Genomic DNA, 19329 nt, shown 5'->3' with positions numbered 1-19329 from the left:
GCGCAGGCCTGCGCCCGGATCATCTCAGGGCGCGCATTGCGCTATGACAAAAGGGGACGTCCCGTCGGCCTAGATGGCCGACGACCAGTCGGGGCGTTTGGGAGCGTCCGGGATGTGGGAAGCGTAAAAGAAGGGGGAAGTGTCCGCGTTCACGGAAGCCATGTCGCCGACGGGCAGGCTGGAGCCGGCCGGCAGCCATGCGTGGCCGATGCCGTGGCAGACGTTGCAATCGCTGTGCGGCTGGCCCTTGGATTGCTTGTCAGTCTTGTCGGCCACGGGTTTCTTGTCCGCATCCGCCTTGTGCTGGTGGCTGTGGTGGCCCAAGTGCTGCGCCGCCTTGCCTTCCTCGTGCAGGCAATACGCGCTTGCCGCGGCCCAGGACATCTGGAGCGGAAGCACGAACAGCAGCAAAATGAGGAAGAATTTACGCATGGTGACGGCTATTGTACAGAAAGGCGGGCGGGCGTGCCCATGTCAGCGCGGCTGGGCGCGCCACGCCTTCAATTGCGCGGCGATGGCCTTGCCCTGGAACAGTTGCGGCTCGGAATGCTCTTCCGCTTCCATGCCGCTTTCGCGGAAATCGGCCGCTTCGCGCGCCTGCACCAGCACTTTGGCCTTGTCGAAGGCTTCCGTGAAGCTGCTGCTTTTCGGCAAGGCTTCCTTGAAATACGCTTCGCTGAAATACGTAAAATCGTTCTGGTCGTCGCAGCCGAACGAGGTGCGGTCGCTGCGCGCGGCCGTGATGATGAGGGTGTTGTCATCTTTCAAGGGGGCAATGAAGCCGCCCGCATAGCAGGCCGAGATCACGATGACTTTCCAGCGGATGCCGCTGTGCTTGAGCATGGACGCCAGCTCTTGCGCGGGCAGGCTGTGCAGGTCCATGCCGTTTTGCGCCAGCGCCAGTTCGTGCTCGGGCGAGCCGTGGCTGGTGAGGAACAGGAACAGGATGTCGTTGGCCTTGTCCATCTTCGCGCCCAGCGCGTCGAGGCTGGCGGCGATGCTGGTGCGCGTGGCCATCGGCTGCTGCGCCACCGTGTTGCGGCTGTTGACGAGCATCAAGGAGCGGCCCACGGTGCCGTAATCGCGGTCGAACTGGTGCTGCACGAAGGCCGTTTCGCGGTGAAACACTTCCTGTGCGCCATCGCCGGCCACGCCCAGCAAATACAGATTGATCTTTTTCGCCGCATCGCGCGGCGCGATGCGCGCCAGGGCGCCGTCGAGCAAGGTGCGCTGGTTGTACAGGGCCAGCTCGATATTGTCGCGCGTGAGCTTGTCCAGGGCCGGGTCGTCCAGCAGGCCTTCCGTCCAGTTGCCGCTGTCTTCGCGCCGGCCGTCCGCCTGCGCCACGGCATAGCGCAGCACGCCCTTGCCGTCGAACTGGCCATTCTTGAAGCCGCCCCGGTATTCGTCGCCCTCGGCCGTGCGCAGCACGCCCTGGCCCTCGAATTTCCAGTCCTTCAGCTCGCCTTCGTAATGGATGCCGTCGCTGGTGGTGACGGTGGCCTTGCCCTGCACCTGGCCCTGGACGAATTCGCCTTCGAAGACGGTGCCGTCCGTGTCGGTCAGCTTGCCGGCGCCGTGCGGGCGCCAGTGCTTGAAATGGCCTTCGAAGGTGGCGCCGTCGGCGCCCTGGAAGCGGCCCACGCCCTCGAAGCTGCCCTTGACGAAGTTGCCCGTATAAATTTCGCCCTTGGGCGAGGTGTAGCGGCCGAGGCCGTCGAAGGCGCCCTGACTGAACGCGCCCGTGTATTCGACGCCGGACGCCTGGCGCAGCTTGCCCTGGCCGGAAAACACGCCGCGCGCGAAGCCCCCTTCGTAAAACGCGCCGCTCGCATACTCGAGCCGGCCCTGGCCATGCATCTTGCCCGCGACGAGGGGGCCGAAATAGCGTCCGCCATCGGCCGTTTCCGCCGCCGGCGCCTTGGCTGGCGCGGCGCACAGCGGCGGCATGCCCAGCGCGGCAAAGGCCAGCAGGCCGGCGAGGGTGTAGGGGCGAAGCGAGGCGCGTAGCGTGGCAGTCATGAGGACGGTCTGGTCTGTAGGAAGGGGCCTAGTCTGCCACTGTATTGCCAGCGTGGCAAATGCGCGCGTGGCGTGTGTTGCTCTGCCTCAAGGCAAGATTCTCCGTTTTATGCCGTGCCAAGGCTGGGCTGAACTGATAATATTGATTTTCAGAACATATACTTGCACAAGGTACATAGTCACCCATGGAAAGCCGCCTCAGCCGCCTGGAAGCCGTTCAAACCGTGTTGCTGGAAATCGGGCAGCGCTCGAGCACCTGCAGCGATATCAGTGAATTCCTGCAGGCGGTGCATGCGGCGCTGGGACGCATCATGTATGCGGCGAACTTCTATGTCGCGCTCAGCGACCGCGACGACGGCCTCGTGCGCTTTCCCTATTTTGTCGACGAATTCGATGCCGCGCCCGACCCGGACGAGGGCGTGCGCCTGGCCAGCGCCGCGCAGTCGCCCACGGCGTGGGTCATCGTCAACCGCAAGCAGCTGGTGATGACGGCCGACGACGACGCCATGCGCGCCATCGGCGGCGGCGCCTGGGGCGGCGGCACGGCGGCCGAGCACTGGATCGGCTGTCCGCTGCTGGACCAGCAGCACCAGGTGCTGGGCGCCATCGTCATCCAGAGCTACGACGCGCAGCACCGCTTCAGCCTGGAAGACCAGGCCCTGTTCGCGCTGATCGCCACGCACGTGTCGAGCGCGCTGCAAGGCATGCAAAGCATGGACCGGCTGGAAAAGGCGGTGCAGGAGCGCACGGCCCTGCTGGCGCACGAGGTGGCCGAGCGGCGCCGCGCGGAAAACCTGCAGCATGCGCTGTATGAAATCGCCAACCTGTCGGCGCAGGCATCCGATGCGACGACCCTGTACGCGCGCCTGCACGCCATCATCAGCGAGCTGGTGACGGCGAAGAATTTCCTCATCGCCCTGTACCACCCGGATAACAAGGACATCACGATCCCGTATTTCGTCGACGAAAAGGATGCGCAGGCGCCCGTAAAACGCTTTCATTACGGCATCGGCATGAGTTCCTATGTGCTGGCGCGGCGGCAAGCCTGCCTGCTCGATGCCGGCAGCTATGCGGCGCTGGTGGCCAGCGGCGAGATGGAAGAGCCGCTGGGCAATACCAGCATCGCCAGCTGGATGGGCGCGCCCATGCTGCTGGGCGACCGGAAATATGGCGTGATCATCGTGCAAAGCTATGACACATCCGTCGTGTATGGCCAGGCGGAACTGGACGTGTTGGCCTTCATGGCCAGCCACGTGGCCGTGGCGATGGCCCGCATCCAGGCCGACAGCGCCATGCGCCGCGCCAAGGAAGCGCTGGAAGAGCAGAACGCGGCCCTGAACAGCGCCCTGAGCGCCTTGCAGGAAGCGCAGTCGGAACTGGTGCGCCAGGAAAAACTGGCTTCGCTGGGGCGCCTGGTGGCGGGCGTGGCGCATGAAATCAATACGCCGCTGGGCATTTGTGTGACGGCCACGAGCCACCTGGTGCAGGAATTGAAGCTCACGCGCGAAGACCTGGAAGGCGGCCAGCTCGATGAAGATGGCTTGCGGCAATTTTTCGACATCATCGACCAGACCTTGCGCATCATGACGACGAACACGCAACGCGCCGCGGCGCTGGTGCGCAGCTTCAAGCAGGTGGCTGTGGACCAGTCGTCGGACGAATTGCGCAGCTTTAACTTGCGCAAATACCTCGATGAAATCCTGCTGTCCTTGCAGCCCAAGCTGAAGGGCAAGCCCGTCAAGGTGGAGATCGATTGCCCGCCCGAGGTGCAGCTGCGCAGCTATCCGGGCGCCGTCTCGCAGATCGTCACGAACATGGTGGTCAATTCACTGGTGCATGGCTTTGTCGAAGGCGAGCCGGGCAAGATCAGGATCAGCGTGCGCACGGCCGGCGAGATGCTGGAACTTGACTACAGCGACGACGGCATGGGCATGGACAGCGCCACCCTGGGCCAGCTGTTTGACCCTTTCTTCACGACCAAGCGGGGTTCCGGTGGCAGCGGCCTGGGTGCGCATATCCTGTATAACCTGGTGACGGGGCCGCTGGGCGGCACGGTGAAGGTGGTCAGTGCGCCAGGCATGGGATTGCACTATAAAATCCGTTTCCCGCTCGGGTTCAATGATGTGTCCTTGAAAACCTAAAAGCGGCGGGCCGGAGACGCGGGCCTGAGAAAATGCCGATGGCGGCGTTGCAGCTCCTTGCCGTACATGCGTACTGTCTGCGTCGCTGCGCCTTGCCCTCGACATTTTTCAGGTCCGCTTGGCCCGGAATGCCCGTCTTGGAGACCTGGGCTGAAGCGTGTTTTGCCGGCGTGCGTATTGCTCAGGGGGCACTTGGCTCTTGGACGAACCGCGTAATCCGGTCTGCTAGTCTGGAAAACGTTGATTCAACGCAAGCGCCGCATCCAGATTTGCAATCAGCAATTCCACATATTGCGGATCGAGGTGGCTGCCGCTGACTTCGCGCAGGTAGCTGACCACGCGCTCCAGGGGCCAGGCGTCCTTGTAGCAGCGCTTGTGCATGAGGGCGTCGAAGACGTCGGCGACGGCGGCGATGCGCGCGTATTTGTGGATGTGCTCGCCGACCAGGCCTTGCGGATAGCCGCTGCCGTCGTATTTTTCATGGTGCTGGTGGGCAATCACGGCGGCGGCCTTCAGCAGCGGGCGCTGCGAGCCGTCGAGGATGGACATGCCCACCGTCGGATGCTGCTTCATGATTTCCCATTCGGCCGCGTCGAGCTTGCCCGGTTTGAGCAGCACGGCGTCGGGCGTGGAAATCTTGCCGATGTCATGCATGGGCGCCGCATGGCGCAGCACCATGGTTTCTTCTTCCGACATGCCGGACGCCTGCGCCAGCAGCTGGCACACTTCGGCCATGCGGCGCACGTGGTTGCCCCCTTCGTGCGAACGCGATTCGACGACGTCGCCCAGGCGCAGGATCAGCTCGGCCTGGGTATCGGTGATTTCCTGCGTCAGCAGGATATTGTCGAAGGCGATGGCCACGCCCGAGCAGAACACTTCCAGCAATTGCGCATCGAGGTCGGAGATTTCTTCCACGCCTTTCAAGACTAGCAAGGACGCCTTGCCGCTGCTGTTCGGGAAGTAGCCGACATAGGTGTCGCCGTGCAGGCGCGAAATCTTGTTGCTCTTGGCGTCGTCCAGCTGCGACAGCAGGGAAGGGCTGAGGATGCCGTCATCCGTGTCGCCGATCTGCGCGAGGATTTCATAATCTTGTTCGCCCGAAATGGCGCTGGCGCCGCGCAGGCGCAGCAGCATGCTCGTTTCCAGGCGCAGCAGGGCGACGACTTGCTGCAGCAGGCCGCTGGCGAAGTCGCGCAGGTTGCGCTGCTTGAAAATGTGCGCCGAGGCGGCGATGACGCGCTCGAGTCCCTCGCGGTAATGGAGCTGGGCCTGGCGCGCCTCTTCCACCTTCATGATGTCGCGGTAGGCGCGCAGGGCGGCAAAGGTGGTGGTGAACAGCTTGGTGCGGTCCAGTTCCGTCTTTTCCTTGTAGTCGTTGATGTCGTAGTTGACGATCACCCGTTCTTCCGGCGCCTGTCCCGGCTGTCCCGTGCGCAGCACGATGCGCGTAAACTGGTTGCCCAGGTCTTCGCGCATCCAGCGCGCCACTTCCAGGCCGCTGTCTTCGCGCTCCATCACCACGTCGAGAAACACCAGCGCGATGCCTGCTTCGCGCGCCAGCACCTGCTTGGCTTCGGCGCCGCTGTACGCATGCACGAAGCTCAGCGCGCGGCCTTCCAGCCGGAAACGGCTCAGCGTCAGTTCCGTGATGTCGTGAATGTCGGGTTCATCGTCGACGAGCAGGACTTTCCAGGGGGGTAACTTGGGCGAGGCTGAAGACAAAAATGACATAAGGACGAGTTCCGCTAAAAGGCATAACTGACGCAATGCTGAGACGCCTGCGCCAGACTAAGCTGTGCGCCACCACTGGCGTTGCGCGTTTTTCGGGCGCATTTTGTCGATTGTAGACTGACAGCTAAGTATTAACAATAAGCAAGAACAATTGACTAAAATCATGCAACATCCATGCCAAAAAGGCACTTTAAATCCATGCTGCTGACACTATCTATACTTTATCGCTTAGGCAACTATATTTTCAAGACAATACTTTGTTTTAGTTAATATTGCCAATGAATCTGTAAAAAAATACGGCGTCTTGCTGTTCTGGCGGAAAAGCGGAAAAGTAACAAGGTATGAATTACGCGCCAGAATGGAAGGTGGCGCGTTATATTAAACAAGCATAAGAAAGTGGCGCCATGCCACGCACATTTCCTGAAAGGGTACATCATGCAAAAGCAAACGACGCGCGCCCTGATCGCCGGTCTGGCCTTGCTGGCCAGCAGCGCGGCCTGGGCAGGAACGGAAGTGCATTTCAGCAAGCCGGATCAATTCACGGATGTACCGTTCGACCCGCACGAGCGGGAAGAGGTGTTGAAAGAACTGAGCCGGCATTTCGAAAAGCTGGGCGCATTGCTGCCACCCGGGCAGACCTTGAAAATCGACGTGACGGACGTGGACCTGGCGGGACGTGAAAATCCCAACCTGCGTGCCGGCCAGGATATCCGCGTCATGAATGGCCGGGTCGACTGGCCGCGCATGCGCCTGCACTATGTGCTGGAACAGAATGGCAAGGTCATCAGCAGCGCTGATGCCGCGCTGTCCGACATGTCTTACCTGAGCCGCATCAATCCTTACTTCAGCAATGAAAAGTTGCGTTATGAAAAGCTGATGATCGACGAATGGTATGCCGATACCTTTGGCATCAAGGTCAAGCGCAAGGCCCGCAAGTAGGCTGCGCGGCTGGGCGCCGGGCCTGCGCTGCACGAAACGTATTGCGCTCCGGAAATTTTCACTTCAGGCTATAGTCAAACGGGAAACAGGCAGATGCCGGCATTGCGGCAGCTGCCTGCCCGTGAACTTTCTGAAAGGAATGCATATGCGTATTTCCAGCATGGCGAAGGCATGGATAGCCGCCTTGGCGCTGGCTGCTGGCAGCAGCGCCTGGGCAGGCGTCCAGGTGACGTTCGACAAGCCCGACGACTATTCCGATGTACCGTTCAGTTCGCGAGACCGGGAGCAGGTCCTGGAGGGCCTGGCCAATCACTTTAGCTGGCTGGGCAAGGGCTTGCCGCATGGACAGGAGCTCCGGATCGAGATCACCGATGTCGACCTGGCGGGGCGCGAAGACCCGGCGCGCCGCGGCGCCTTTGATGTGCGCGTGATGACGGGCCGCGCGGACTGGCCGCGGCTGCGCTTGCGCTATACGCTCGAGCAGCAGGGCAAGGTCATCGCCAGCGGCAATGCCTACCTGTCGGACATGTCCTATTTGCAGCATATCAATCGTTATCCCAGCAACGATGCCTTGCGCTATGAAAAGCGCATGATCGACGATTGGTTCAAGAATACCTTCGGCGTCCAGCCCCAGGGCCGCAGCCGTCCCGTCATGATCTTGCAGCCGCGCGACGTTCAGCGCAAATAAGCCGCTTCGATGCGCGCCAGCTGGCCGCTTTGGCGCAGGGCCAGCAGGGCGGCATTCATCTGCGAGACGAAGTCGGCCTTGTAGACCGGCGTGTTGCGCGCGCTGTAGGCGATGTACGTGGCTTCGGACGACAATTCCAGCACTTCATGCAAGGCAAAGCCGTAACGGGCCAGTTCGCCGCCCAGCCGGCGCGCCGTGTGGCGTGCCGCGCCGCGGTCGCTGGCGTAGCAATCGATGCGCCGCAAGGCCAGTTTTTTCAGATTGGCTTCATTGCCCTTGGCCGCTTCCAGGCGCAGCAGTCCCTCGCGGGCCGGCGCCATCAGTTTTTCCGAGAGTAAAAAACCCGTATTGACGCCGATGGTCAGGCCGGCAAAGTCGGCGGGAAACCGCGTGCGCGGCGTGCGCATGACGGCGTCATGGCAAAACAGCACCACCGATTCGCGGTACAGCATGGCCGAATACGGCTGCACGTAGGGCCGTTCCGTCTTGCGTCCGGGCGGAAACAGGCCGAAAACCTGGCCCTTTTCCAGCGCGTCGAGGCCCCGCTTCCAGGGACGCGGCTGCAGTTCCAGCCGGTAGCCGGGCATCGTGCTGGCCGCCTGGCGCAGGATATCGACATACATGCCCTTGAAGACGCCGTTTTCCACATAGCTGTACGGCGCATAGTCGTCGTCGCCGTACAGGATGACGGTTTGCGGCGCGGCATGGCCGATGCCGTGTGCGGCCATCGCGCAGACGGCGGCCAGCAGGCAGGCGCCGGCGCGGCGCAGGTCAATTTTACATATCATCCTGACAAGCATACAGGATGATGGCCGGAATGTACCGCGCCTCAATCGATCCAGTTCACCTGTGGGAACTTGCTGCCGAAATCTTCTGGCATGGGCACGACCTGGCTGAGCTTATAGTTGAAAAACACAAAGCCGGACTTGGCCATCGCGATCAGGGTGCTGTCGCGCGGACGCGTGATGCGGAAGGTGATGTCGCCGCCATACTTGTTGAAATCCATGACGCCCACTTCGAACAGCAACTGGTCGCGCGCATGGGCTTCGGCGCGGTAGGTGGTGGCCAGGTCGGTGACGATGATGCCGGTGCCGTCCGCTTCGATGTCGCGCACGCCATATTCGAACAGGAAGCGGGCGCGGGCCTCGGAAATCATGGAAATCATGGAATCGTTGCCGAGATGGTTGCCGGCGTTGATGTCCGTCGTGCGTACCGTCAGTTGCGAGGAATAGCAGTACTGGTCTTCGGGAAATTCAAGTTTCAAACGGGCCATGGTGTTCTCTTGGGCTGGTGCGCAGGGCGCGGCGAAAATGCCAATTCTAGCCGGTTCCCCGCACCCCGTCGAAAAATGCCGCCCCAGGCGTGCGCCGCCATGACTGCTTGCGCGCACTATTCACGGACGCTTATTTGCGTACGATCCGGTACACCTTGCCCGTGCCGCTCAGCATGTACAGCTCGTTTTGACCATCCTGGCCGAACGACACGATGTTGCCCACGTTCGCGATACCCCAGTCCGTCACGGCGGAGGCCGTGCCATTGCTGTAGCTGAAACTTTTCAGCCAGCCGCTGCAGTAGTCGGAATACAGGTATTGCCCCGCCAGTTCCGGCAGGGCTGCGCCCCGGTACACATAGCCGCCCGTGATCGAACAGCCGCCGGCCGCATCGTGGCCGTATTCGATGGCGGGCAAGACCAGGCCCGCCTGGCTGCAGCTGCCGCTGTTGTAGCAGTGCGCGCCTTCCATGATGTTCCAGCCATAGTTGTTGCCCGCCTGGCTCACGGGCCGCACGTCGACCTCTTCCCAGCTGGCCTGGCCCACGTCGGCGATATACAGCAGTTGGGCCGGCGCGTCGAAGGCGTAGCGCCACGGATTGCGCAAGCCGTAGGCCCAGATTTCAGGGCGTCCGCCTGCCGTGGCAAAGGGATTATCGGGTGGAATGGTGTACGGCTGGGCCACGCTGCTGGCGTTGACGTCCAGGCGCAGCAGCTTGCCCAGAAGTACAAGCGTGTTTTGCGCGTTGCCGGGCGGATCGCCCCCGCTGCCGCCGTCGCCCGTGCCCGCATACAGATAGCCGTCCAGGCCAAAGCTGAGCAAGCCGCCATTATGGTTGCTGAAGGTGGGGTGGGCAATCGTGAGGATGGCCAGCGCGGACAGGGGATCGGCCACGTTGGCGTTGCCCGCTGACACTTGCCGCCGCTCGATGACGATGTCGCCGGCCAGGTTGGTGTAATAGATGAAGAAATAGCCATTGCTGGCGTATTGCGGATGAAAGGCCAGCGACAGCAAGCCCCGTTCGCCGCTGGTGGTGGTGAGCGTACCGATGTCGAGGAAGGGCGTGGCCAGCAGGCTGCCGTTCTGCACCACGCGGATGCGGCCGGCCCGTTCGATAATGAACAAACGGCTGTCGCCGGGCGGCGCCGTGAGGAAGAGGGGGGCATCCAGTCCGCTGGCCACTTCCTGCAGGCGCAGGGCCAGTGGTGCGCCGGCCGCATACGTGACGCTGGCGCTGGCCATCGCCCCCGCAGTGACTTGCACCTGTTGCGTGACGGGCGTGGGCGACAGCGTCCCCGTGCCTTGCGTCACGCTGGCGGCGCCAACCGCGTAGGCGCCGGGCGCCAGGCCGGTGAGCGTGGTGCTGGCCGTCAGCGTCTTGCTGTACGACGCAGGCCCCGTGACCGTGACGGCGCCCGCCACGCCGGCCGGCAAGCCGCCGATGGTGACCGTCAGGTTCCCCGTGGTGGCGCCCGGCGCAGGGTGGTGATGGCCGCCGCCACAGGCGGCCAGCAGTGCCAGGCAGCATGCCAGCAGCAGGGCCAGCCAGGGCAGCGGCAAGCGGGAAAGGAAATGGCGCATGTCAGTCTCCTGCGGGAACGACGCAATGGCTGCTCAAGAGGGGATGGGCTTGTGCCAAGAATGCGCGTCTTTGCGGCGGGAAGTTTGAGCTGGCGCAAACGTACGGTGGCATCGGACAAATGCGCCGCGTTTTCAGACAAGCGCGTCGGCACTTGCTCCACGGCGCCCGCCGGCGCCCGATAATGGCGCATCTGAAACCGAGCAGGAATGACACACATGAAAACCAAAGCCGCGATTGCCTGGAAAGCGGGCGCCCCGCTGACCATCGAAGAAGTCGACCTGGCCGGCCCGCGCGCCGGCGAAGTGCTGGTCGAGCTGAAAGCCACGGGCATCTGCCATACCGATTACTACACCCTGTCCGGCGCCGACCCGGAAGGCATCTTCCCTGCCATCCTCGGCCATGAAGGCGCCGGCGTCGTCGTCGACGTGGGCCCGGGCGTGACGACCCTGAAAAAGGATGACCACGTCATTCCCCTGTACACGCCGGAATGCCGACAGTGCAAATTCTGCCTGTCGCAAAAGACCAATCTGTGCCAGGCCATCCGCTCGACCCAGGGCCGCGGCCTGATGCCGGACGCCACCAGCCGCTTTTCGCTGAATGGCCAGCCGCTGTTTCACTACATGGGCACGTCCACCTTTTCCAATTACATCGTCGTGCCGGAAATCGCGCTGGCGAAGATCCGCTCCGACGCGCCGTTCGACAAGGTGTGCTACATCGGCTGCGGCGTGACGACGGGCGTGGGCGCCGTGCTGTTCTCGGCCAAGGTCGAGGCGGGCGCCAACGTGGCCGTGTTCGGCCTGGGCGGCATCGGCCTGAACGTGATCCAGGCGGCGAAGATGGTGGGTGCCGATAAAATCATCGGCATCGACATCAATCCGGCGCGCCAGGCCATCGCGCGCAAGTTCGGCATGACGCATTTCATCAACCCGAACGAGGTGGAGAACGTCGTCGACGCCATCGTGCAACTGACGGACGGCGGCGCCGATTATTCGTTCGAGTGCGTCGGCAACACCACCCTGATGCGCCAGGCGCTCGAGTGCACGCACAAGGGCTGGGGCAAATCGTTCATCATCGGCGTGGCGGCGGCGGGCCAGGAAATTTCCACGCGTCCATTCCAGCTGGTGACGGGACGCGAATGGCGCGGTTCGGCCTTCGGCGGCGCGCGGGGCCGCACGGACGTGCCGAAGATCGTCGACTGGTATATGGAAGGCAAGCTCAATATCGATGATTTGATCACACACAGGCTGAAGCTCGATGATATCAATCAAGGTTTCGACTTGATGAAGAGCGGTGAATCGATCCGCTCCGTCGTGCTGTATTAATTTTATCTGACTGTACTCATTGCGCAACACTTGACGGACGGGGCAGGGCGGCGCGCTGTACTTCGCCGCCTGCCCCTGCTAGTGTGAAGACATCACCGCCTTGCTTCGGGAGCCGTCCATGTTTGCCACTGCCTACCTCGCGACCTTGCGCCGCATGCTGCCCGTCTTCCTCGGCGCGGCCCTGTCTTCCCTGCTAGCCTTGTGGTGGAGCAATGCCGCCAGCCTCGCCACGCCCGCCATCTGGCTGGCGCTGCTGGCCACGTATCTGCTGTGCGCACTCCTGTTTACGCCGCTGGCGCGGCAGAGCCGCCAACTGGCCACGCGCCACGTGCGTCACGGCAAGCCGCGCTGATACCCGCTGCGCCTAGCGCGCCGTGCTGGAAAAGCGCTCGCGGTAATCGCGCGGCGTGATGGCGAGTTTCTTTTGAAACAGGCGGCGCAGCCTGTCTTCGCTGTGCAAGCCCGCCTGTACGGCCACCTGTTTTAAGGAAGACACATTGTCTTCCAGCAAGCGACGCGCCACTTCAAAGCGGGCCGTGTCGATGAATTCCGTGGGACTGGTGCCCGTTTCGCGCTGGAACACGCGCGTGAAATTGCGCTCGCTCATGGCCAGCCTGGCCGCCAGCAGCGGCACGGTAAGCTCTTCGGCAAGATGTTCCATGATCCAGCCCTGCAACTGGCGGATGGTCGGGTGCGTCGTCATCTGGCTCGACAGGTGCACGGAAAACTGCGACTGGCCGCCGGGCCGCTTCAGATACACGACCAGGTCGCGCGCCACTTCCAGCGCGATATCGCGGCTGAAATCGTCTTCCACCAGGGCCAGCGCCAGGTCGATGCCGGCCGTCACGCCGGCCGACGTCCAGAATTTCCCTTCCCGCACGAAAATCGCATCGGCATTGACCTGTATCAATGGATAGCGCTGGCGCAGGCTGTCCACGGCGCTCCAGTGCGTGGCGGCGCTCTTGCCGTCGAGCACTCCGGCCTCGGCCAGGAAGAAGCAGCCCGTGCACAGGGCCGCCAGGGTATCGATGCGCGGCGCCGCCTCGGCCACCCAGGCGGCGAGGGCGGGAATGTCCTGCAAGACTTGCTCGACGTGGTGGCAGCCGACGATGACGGCCAGGTCGGGCAGGCGGTTCACATCGAGCGCCTTGCTGGCGTGCAGCGACATCAGGGTGTCCGACTCGACCGGGCCGATGGCTGTCGAGGCGATGCGCACGTCGTAGCCGCCGGGCAGATTGCGCAGGCGCAAATGGGTGTTGGCGTAGTCAAACACTTTCATGGCGCCGATGGCTTCGAGCGCCTTGAAGCCGGGATAGACGATGATGTCGACGGTGCGCAGGGGGAATTCTTTGGGGCTTTGCTTGATCATGCGATATGCGCGAGGGGGATAAATACTGCCATAATGCAACAACAGCGATGGCGTAGGTTAGCATGAAATAATCCGCGCGCCCGCTGGCTCCCCACCCACCGGATTCCTCGATATCGTGCGCTTACTCCACATTTTTGCCGCCCTGACATTGCTGCTGGGCTCAACCCTTGCCCACGCGGCCACGCTCAACTTCAATGGCGGCGCCGTCAGCGGCTGCACCCTGCCGGCGTCCAGCACCCAATATACTTGCGCCTCGCTGGCGCTGAGCTCTACCGACGTCATCGTCATCGGCAGCGCGTATGCCGTGACGGTCAACAGTTCCCTGGCGATGAGTTATAACCAGGGCTTGACGATGAGCGGCGACGCCACGCTGACGGTCAAGGGCAACCTGGATATCAAGGATATCAATCCGCCGAACCTGAAAGTGACGGGGGGCAACCTGACAGCCGAAGGCGGCACTTTCCTCATGGGCGCGCAGGAACAGACCGTCACGGCCAATATTTCGGCCACGACCATCAAGATGGGCTCGAACAACGTCAAGGTGACGGGCAAGATCAGCGCCAAGGGCCCGGTGGAAATTGCCTCGGGTTCCGTCATCAACGGGGCCATCAGCGGCACCGTCGTCAACATCCTGCCCGCCAGTACCCGCATCCAGGGCGATATCACGGCGACCACGTCGCTGACCATCGGTTCCGGCAGCCAGGTGACGGGCAACCTGAAATCGCCGACCATCGACTTGAAGGCCTCGGGCCTGCTCGTCACGGGCGACGTGGACGCGAGCAATTCTTTGACGATCGCCTCCGGCAATGGCATCAAGGGCAATGTGGACGCTGGCGAGGTGACCCTCGACTCGTCCAACGCCTATATCACGGGCAACGCTAAGGTCGACCACATCACTCTGGGCTGGCAGGGCCGGGTGCAGCAAACCATTACTTGCAAGGCGTATACGCCATCGAACCCGTGCAGTTGCGTGACGAACAACAGCGGCTGGGCCTTCAATGAACCGATGGGGCCGAAGTGCGGGCCCGGCACGCCGACCGGACTGCACCATTTCCAGATCGAGCACCCGCTGACGGCGCTCACTTGCCAGGTACCCACGGTGACGGTGACTGCCTGTGCCGATGCCAACTGCAGCGCGGTGTACAAGGGTAGTCCCAGCCCCAGCGTCACCGTCAGCCCGGGCGGCGTGCCGACGCAGATCGATACCAGCGGCGTCAATCCCAATGTCACGGTGCGCCAGACCACGGTGGGCATCGCCACCCTGAGCCTGGTCAGCACGCCCGCCACGACGGGCGCGCTGGTGTGCAAGAGCGGCGGCAATACGAGCAATTGCCAGATCAGCTTTCTTTCCAGCGGCTTCCAGGTAAGCGGCGTTCCGCGCTACGCGGAGGACGTGGCCGTACTGGAAATCAGCGCATTGCAGACCTCGTCCGGCAACAGGGACGTGTGCGTGCCCATGTTTGCCAGCCAGACCAAGCAATTGAACCTGACTTGCGGGTACAGCAATCCGGACAAGGGAACATTGCCTGCGCGCATCTTTGACAGCGTCCAAAATAGCTATGTCGCCCTGGCTGGCAGCGACCAGAGCAGCTGCGCCGTGGCGAGCACCAAGGTGAATGTGACGTTTGGCGCCGACGGCGTGGCCAAGCCGAACATGCTGTATGCCGATGCGGGAGCGCTGATCCTGACGGCTGCCTACAAACCGGACAGCGGCAGCGACAAAGGTTTGGACATGAAAGGCAACGGTACGGTCGTCGTGGCGCCGAAGAAATTTCTGTTCACGAAGCTGGCGCCGATTCAGCGCGCGGGCCTGGCGGCAGCGCCCCTCGTGGCGGGGACGACCATCACGTTATCGGCCGTCAACGCGCTCGATGCCGTGACGAAGAATTTCGGCAACGAAAGCGGTGTTGCCGTGCAAACAGTCGTGCTCGACCGTAATCTGCAGGCGCCGCTCTACACAGGCGTATTCAATCCGCAGGTCAGCGGCGATCTCGATTTCGTGACGAAAGGGGGCATCATCGCGGCGCCGCCGCTGGTCTGGCCAGAAGTGGGCAAGATCAATTTCACGGCCGCGCTGCAAAACGGTTATCTGGGCAGCAGCCTGACGTCGCCGGGGACGAGCGATACCGTGCTCTTTTATCCGCACCACTTTGTAACGGAATTGGTCGTCAAGCAAGTGGACCTCCCGGGGGGGGCGAAGACGGAGTTTCCTTTCCCGTGCAGCACGCCGCTCGTGTGCGCCGGCAACCGCGCCGTGTATTCGCGCCAGCCCTTCGACCTGACCATCCGCGCCCAGACGGCCGCCGGTAACGAGACGAAGAACTTCGACGCCAGGAATGCCGACATCAATAAAACGCAGGTGCCGCTGGCCCCGTATGACGCGGCCACGGGGAACAACAAATATCCGCCCACGGCGCCATCGGGCAGCACGCTGACGGATGGGGCAACAGTACCTGCGGCCGTGACGGGCGTACCCGTCACCAGTTTTACCAATGGCGTTGCCACGCGCGCCATCGCCTACAGTTTCCCCGCCGCCTATGCCGTGCCCAAGGACCCGACAGCGCTGGCATCGCCGACGGGGCTGCTGCTGCGCGCGACGTATGCCTATCCGGCGGCTGGCAATGTGAGCTCGGCGCCGGCCGATGGCAAGGAAGCGCAGCTGACCGTGTTCACGGGCCGCCTGATGGTGCCGCATGACTACGGTTCCGAGCGCTATCCCGTGCGCCTGGCCGTGCAGGCGCAGTACTGGGACGGCAAGACCTGGGTCACCAGTCTGCTGGACAGCATCAGCGCCTTCGGCAGCGCGCAGGTGGTGTTTGCCAATTGTAAGAAAACATTGGCGTGCAAGGACTTTGCATTTCCCGCTGGCACGACTATTACTTATACGTTCGACAAGGGCATCTTGCCGTCGAATAGACGCTTGATTGTGGCGGCGCCCGGCGCCGGCAAGACCGGCAGCGTCGATGTGTCCGTGCCCGGCATCGCGTACTTGCCCAGCACCGTGGGCACAGTCGTCTTTGGCGTCTTCAAGTCGGGCCCGGTGATTTACCTGCGCGAGATGTATTGAGCCAGGACAAAGGGTGGGCGCAGAAAGAGGGAAAAACCAGTAACATGCCTGGCTGTGGCATTCCCCCCAACCTCAGACTGGAGTTTCTATGAGCACAACATCGCAGTGGATCGATATCGCCGGCCCGGACGGCAGCTTTCAGGCTTACCTGGCCGTGCCGCACGTGGGCAAGGGCCCCGCCATCATCCTGTTGCAGGAAATTTTCGGCGTCAACGAGCACATCCGCGCCGTGGCCGACCAGTACGCGGCCGATGGCTACGTGGTGCTGGTGCCCGACCTGTTCTGGCGCGCCGGTGCGCACATCGAACTGGGCTATGACGCGGACGGCTGGAAGCGCGCCGTCGAACTCATGCAAGCTACCGACAATGCCCACGCCGACGCCGATATCAAGGCCACCATCGCCGTCCTGCGCGCGCGTCCGGAAGTGACGGGCAAGCTGGCCTCCGTCGGCTACTGCTTCGGCGGCCGCTTGTCGTTCCAGACGGCCGCGGCTGGCCTGGTCGACGCGGCCATCGCCTATTACGGCGGCGGCATCCAGAACAAGCTGGACCTGGCCGACCGCATCCAGGTGCCGCTGCTCATGCATTTCGGCGGCCAGGACAGCCACATTCCGCCGGAAGCCGTGCAAAAGATCGCCGAACGCTTCGAAGACCGGCAAGACGTGGAAATCCACATCTACCCGGGCGCCGAGCACGGTTTTAATTGCACCCACCGCGACAGCTACCAGCAGCGCGCCGCCGCCCACGCGCACGGCAATTCCCTGATTTTCTTGGCGGAAAATCTGTAAGACGGGGACCGAAATCAGGATGGCCGAGGATGCCCGCTCAGCAGCAAAGCCGCGTGGGCGCTAAAATAGCGGCTGTGCCGGGCAACTCCGGCCGGCTGGGCGCGGCGCCCGGCAAACCTGGATGAGGAACCGAATTAAAGATGGCCCAAGTAATTGTTTCTGTAACATTGGCGGCAAGCGCCGAACGCGTGTGGGATTTTATCGGCGGCTTCCAGTCGCTGGCTGAATGGTCGAGCTCGATCAAGACCAGCCTGTCCGAACACGGCGGCCGCGTGCGCCGCCTGAAAACCACGGACGGCGCCATCATCGCCGAACGCCTGCAAAGCTACAGCGAGGCGGACAAGAGCTACAGCTACACCATCGTCTCGGGGCCGATCCCCGTCAAGAACTACCGCTCCACCCTGCGCGTCACGGGCGAGCCGGGCGGCGCTTCCTGCGTGGCGGAATGGGCTAGCGAGTTCGATGCGGCCGAAGGTGTGGAAGAAGTCATGATCGGTGCCTTCCAGCACCTGTATGAAACGGCCTTCGTCGACCTGAAACGCATCATGGCGATTTAGAGCGCCTGACAAAAAGTCCATGGCGTTGTTGCGTTGCCTCGCCGTACATTCGTACTGTCTTCGGCAACACGCCTAGCCCTGAACATTTTGTCCAGCACTCTTAAAAAACACCGGCGCAGGCCGGTGTTTTGCATGGTGCCTAGCGTTTCACCTTGCCAAACGCTTCGCCTTTGTTCCATGTAGGCAAATTCTTGTCGTTCGCCACTTCATAGCCGAGGTTCAAGGTGAATTGCGCCTGCTGCACCATGCCCGATAAATCCCAAGACGGGTGGTATTCATCCGTTACCTGGTGGTAATCCTTCTTGAACGCCACCAGGCGCTCGCCGGACGCTTTCGGCTCCTTGACGAAGTCGAACGAGCCGTCGCCGGAAAACACGGCCGAGCCCACGTTGAAGGCGGGCACGCCAGCCTTGGCAAACGCAAAATGGTCGGCCCGGTAAAACGCGCCGGACAGGTCGGGAATGGTGGGCGCCAGGCGCAGGCCCATGCGCTTGGCCACCTTGGCGGCGCTCGCGTACAGGCTGCTGCGCTCGGCGCCGGCCACGCCGATGTCGTGCGTCTTGCCGACGAAATTCATGCTGTCGAGGTTCAGGTCGGCGGCCGTTTTCGCCAGCGGCCACAGGGGCTTGCGCGTGTAGGCCGTGCTGCCCAACATGCCCGTTTCCTCGCCGGCTGGCCACAGGAAGATCTGCGTGCGCCGTGCAGGTTGTTTTACCGCAACTTGCGCCATGGCCAGCAGGGCCGCCGCGCCCGAGGCATTGTCGATGGCGCCGTTGTAGATGTGGTCGCTCTGGCCGCTGCGGCTGTTGCCTTCGTCATCCTTGCCCAGGTGGTCCCAGTGGGCCGAGTAAATCACGGCTTCGTGCTTGAGTTTCGGATCCGTGCCCGGCACGATGCCGGCCACGTTGAATTGCTCGATGCTGCGGATCTGGCTGTTCAAGACCACCTTGACCGTGGCGTTCAAGGCCACGGGACGGAACTCGCGCGTTTCCGCCTGCGCGCGCAAGGCGTCCAGGTCCTGTCCGCCCGCCTGGAACAGGGCGCGCGCCATGTCTTCCTGCAGCCAGCCTTCCATCGCATTGCCCGCGCCGGCCAGGTTGAAGCGTTCATGGCCGAAACCGTTGGCCGGCACCGACCACGGATACGACGCGGACGCCGTCGTGTGGATCAGCAGCACGCCGGCCGCGCCCTGGCGCAGCGCTTCCTCGTACTTGTAGACCCAGCGGCCGTACCAAGTCAGCGACTTGCCGGCAAAGCGGTTCGGTTCGGCAACGGTCGGCTGCGGGTCGTTGACCATCAGGATGACCATTTTTCCTTTTAAATCAGCACCCTTGAAGTCGTCCCACTGCTCTTCGGGGGCGCGGATGCCGTAGCCGGCGAACACGACGGGCGCGTCGAACGCCACTTTCTGCTGGCCATTCGCCGCGCCAAAGACGATGTCCTGGCCGAAGGCGGGAGACAAGGTCTTGCCGCCCGCGCTGAAGGTCACTGTGCTCGATGGCAATGCCTTGCTGCCGACGATGGTCAGCGCCTGGCGATACGTGCCGTCCGGCAACGGCTGCAAGCCGGCCACGGCCGCCTGCGTTTCCAGGTAGCGCACGGCCAGGTCGCCGCCGCGCTGGCCCGTGCCGCGTCCTTCCAGCAAGTCGTCGGCCAGGAAGGACAGGTGGGCGCGCAGGGGCGCCTCGGCAACGAGCGGTTGGGCGAGGGTAGCCGTGCTGAACAGGCTGGCGGCGAGGACGAAGGGAAAACGCATGACAACTCCAAAAGTGAATACGGGAAAGCAAAGCAGCGGTAATCTTACTCTACCGCAATGCTCTGGCGTAGCGCGCGGCGCGCGCCAGCCGATTGGG

16 protein-coding genes are annotated in these 19329 nt (G+C 62.9%); 8 read left to right on the top strand and 8 right to left on the bottom strand.

Annotated elements, in window-relative coordinates; translation table 11 throughout:
* Positions 1–69 precede the first annotated feature (69 nt).
* Positions 70–432 carry a cation efflux protein, CzcI family gene (czcI, locus tag OX459_RS15125; RefSeq protein WP_289905660.1) on the bottom strand — a complete coding sequence of 121 codons (363 nt, stop codon included), beginning with the start codon at positions 430–432 and terminating at the stop codon, positions 70–72.
* Between the two features lie 42 nt (positions 433–474).
* On the bottom strand, positions 475–2022 hold the full coding sequence (locus tag OX459_RS15120; RefSeq protein ID WP_289905659.1) for a C13 family peptidase: 1548 nt from the start codon (positions 2020–2022) through the stop codon (positions 475–477).
* A 185-nt stretch (positions 2023–2207) separates the two neighbouring features.
* On the opposite strand from OX459_RS15120, the gene OX459_RS15115 reads away from it, so the two are divergent.
* On the top strand, positions 2208–4163 hold the full coding sequence (locus OX459_RS15115) for a GAF domain-containing sensor histidine kinase (RefSeq protein ID WP_289905658.1): 1956 nt from the start codon (positions 2208–2210) through the stop codon (positions 4161–4163).
* 225 nt (positions 4164–4388) lie between these two features.
* On the opposite strand, the gene OX459_RS15110 is transcribed toward OX459_RS15115, so the two are convergent.
* Entirely contained in the window at positions 4389–5894 is a 1506-nt protein-coding gene (locus OX459_RS15110) for a DUF3369 domain-containing protein (protein ID WP_289905657.1), read from the bottom strand.
* 435 nt (positions 5895–6329) lie between these two features.
* Here OX459_RS15110 and OX459_RS15105 point away from each other — a divergent pair, with 435 nt between their 5' ends.
* On the top strand, positions 6330–6833 hold the full coding sequence (locus tag OX459_RS15105; RefSeq protein ID WP_289905656.1) for a DUF3016 domain-containing protein: 504 nt from the start codon (positions 6330–6332) through the stop codon (positions 6831–6833).
* Between the two features lie 145 nt (positions 6834–6978).
* Entirely contained in the window at positions 6979–7521 is a 543-nt protein-coding gene (locus tag OX459_RS15100) for a DUF3016 domain-containing protein (protein WP_289905655.1), read from the top strand.
* Here OX459_RS15100 and OX459_RS15095 read toward each other — a convergent pair.
* From OX459_RS15095 to OX459_RS15085, 3 genes are all read right to left on the bottom strand, one after another.
* A complete protein-coding gene (locus tag OX459_RS15095; protein ID WP_289905654.1) occupies positions 7509–8309 on the bottom strand; it encodes a transporter substrate-binding domain-containing protein in 801 nt (266 codons plus the stop codon). The genes OX459_RS15100 and OX459_RS15095 overlap by 13 nt on opposite strands.
* Positions 8310–8350: 41 nt before the next feature.
* A complete protein-coding gene (locus OX459_RS15090) occupies positions 8351–8794 on the bottom strand; it encodes a thioesterase family protein (protein ID WP_077399141.1) in 444 nt (147 codons plus the stop codon).
* A gap of 130 nt (positions 8795–8924) precedes the next feature.
* On the bottom strand, positions 8925–10373 hold the full coding sequence (locus OX459_RS15085; protein WP_289905653.1) for a PQQ-dependent sugar dehydrogenase: 1449 nt from the start codon (positions 10371–10373) through the stop codon (positions 8925–8927).
* A gap of 216 nt (positions 10374–10589) precedes the next feature.
* On the opposite strand from OX459_RS15085, the gene OX459_RS15080 reads away from it, so the two are divergent.
* Complete coding sequence (locus OX459_RS15080) at positions 10590–11696, top strand: S-(hydroxymethyl)glutathione dehydrogenase/class III alcohol dehydrogenase (protein ID WP_289905652.1); 1107 nt, start codon at positions 10590–10592, stop codon at positions 11694–11696.
* 118 nt (positions 11697–11814) lie between these two features.
* Positions 11815–12048 carry a hypothetical protein gene (locus OX459_RS15075; RefSeq protein ID WP_034784311.1) on the top strand — a complete coding sequence of 78 codons (234 nt, stop codon included), beginning with the start codon at positions 11815–11817 and terminating at the stop codon, positions 12046–12048.
* Between the two features lie 12 nt (positions 12049–12060).
* On the opposite strand, the gene OX459_RS15070 is transcribed toward OX459_RS15075, so the two are convergent.
* Positions 12061–13065 (bottom strand): helix-turn-helix domain-containing protein, encoded by a 1005-nt coding sequence (locus OX459_RS15070; RefSeq protein WP_077399151.1) that lies wholly within the window; start codon positions 13063–13065, stop codon positions 12061–12063.
* 115 nt (positions 13066–13180) lie between these two features.
* Between OX459_RS15070 and OX459_RS15065 the strand changes: the two genes are divergently transcribed.
* The 3 genes from OX459_RS15065 (at position 13181) to OX459_RS15055 (ending at position 17476) form a co-directional block, all read left to right on the top strand.
* Entirely contained in the window at positions 13181–16132 is a 2952-nt protein-coding gene (locus OX459_RS15065; RefSeq protein WP_289905651.1) for a DUF6701 domain-containing protein, read from the top strand.
* 88 nt (positions 16133–16220) lie between these two features.
* On the top strand, positions 16221–16919 hold the full coding sequence (locus tag OX459_RS15060) for a dienelactone hydrolase family protein (protein WP_289905650.1): 699 nt from the start codon (positions 16221–16223) through the stop codon (positions 16917–16919).
* A gap of 140 nt (positions 16920–17059) precedes the next feature.
* On the top strand, positions 17060–17476 hold the full coding sequence (locus OX459_RS15055) for an SRPBCC family protein (RefSeq protein WP_289905649.1): 417 nt from the start codon (positions 17060–17062) through the stop codon (positions 17474–17476).
* Between the two features lie 139 nt (positions 17477–17615).
* Here the strand turns inward: OX459_RS15055 and OX459_RS15050 are convergent, their stop codons facing one another.
* The gene (locus OX459_RS15050) at positions 17616–19232 is read right to left on the bottom strand and encodes a M28 family peptidase (protein ID WP_289905648.1); all 1617 of its coding nucleotides are present in this window, start codon (positions 19230–19232) and stop codon (positions 17616–17618) included.
* Positions 19233–19329: the final 97 nt, after the last annotated feature.

Source organism: Janthinobacterium sp. SUN026 (assembly GCF_030397625.1).
Taxonomy (GTDB): domain Bacteria; phylum Pseudomonadota; class Gammaproteobacteria; order Burkholderiales; family Burkholderiaceae_D; genus Janthinobacterium; species Janthinobacterium kumbetense.
This window is presented reverse-complemented; position numbering and strand designations above follow the sequence as displayed.

Coding starts and splice junctions, on each gene's coding strand:
- OX459_RS15090 (WP_077399141.1), bottom strand. CDS start 8,794: ATGGCCCGTTTGAAACTTGAATTTCCCGAAGACCAGTACTGCTATTCC.
- OX459_RS15075 (WP_034784311.1), top strand. CDS start 11,815: ATGTTTGCCACTGCCTACCTCGCGACCTTGCGCCGCATGCTGCCCGTC.
- OX459_RS15055 (WP_289905649.1), top strand. CDS start 17,060: ATGGCCCAAGTAATTGTTTCTGTAACATTGGCGGCAAGCGCCGAACGC.
- OX459_RS15085 (WP_289905653.1), bottom strand. CDS start 10,373: ATGCGCCATTTCCTTTCCCGCTTGCCGCTGCCCTGGCTGGCCCTGCTG.
- OX459_RS15060 (WP_289905650.1), top strand. CDS start 16,221: ATGAGCACAACATCGCAGTGGATCGATATCGCCGGCCCGGACGGCAGC.
- OX459_RS15105 (WP_289905656.1), top strand. CDS start 6,330: ATGCAAAAGCAAACGACGCGCGCCCTGATCGCCGGTCTGGCCTTGCTG.
- czcI (WP_289905660.1), bottom strand. CDS start 432: ATGCGTAAATTCTTCCTCATTTTGCTGCTGTTCGTGCTTCCGCTCCAG.
- OX459_RS15080 (WP_289905652.1), top strand. CDS start 10,590: ATGAAAACCAAAGCCGCGATTGCCTGGAAAGCGGGCGCCCCGCTGACC.
- OX459_RS15115 (WP_289905658.1), top strand. CDS start 2,208: ATGGAAAGCCGCCTCAGCCGCCTGGAAGCCGTTCAAACCGTGTTGCTG.
- OX459_RS15120 (WP_289905659.1), bottom strand. CDS start 2,022: ATGACTGCCACGCTACGCGCCTCGCTTCGCCCCTACACCCTCGCCGGC.
- OX459_RS15050 (WP_289905648.1), bottom strand. CDS start 19,232: ATGCGTTTTCCCTTCGTCCTCGCCGCCAGCCTGTTCAGCACGGCTACC.
- OX459_RS15110 (WP_289905657.1), bottom strand. CDS start 5,894: ATGTCATTTTTGTCTTCAGCCTCGCCCAAGTTACCCCCCTGGAAAGTC.
- OX459_RS15100 (WP_289905655.1), top strand. CDS start 6,979: ATGCGTATTTCCAGCATGGCGAAGGCATGGATAGCCGCCTTGGCGCTG.
- OX459_RS15095 (WP_289905654.1), bottom strand. CDS start 8,309: ATGATATGTAAAATTGACCTGCGCCGCGCCGGCGCCTGCCTGCTGGCC.
- OX459_RS15070 (WP_077399151.1), bottom strand. CDS start 13,065: ATGATCAAGCAAAGCCCCAAAGAATTCCCCCTGCGCACCGTCGACATC.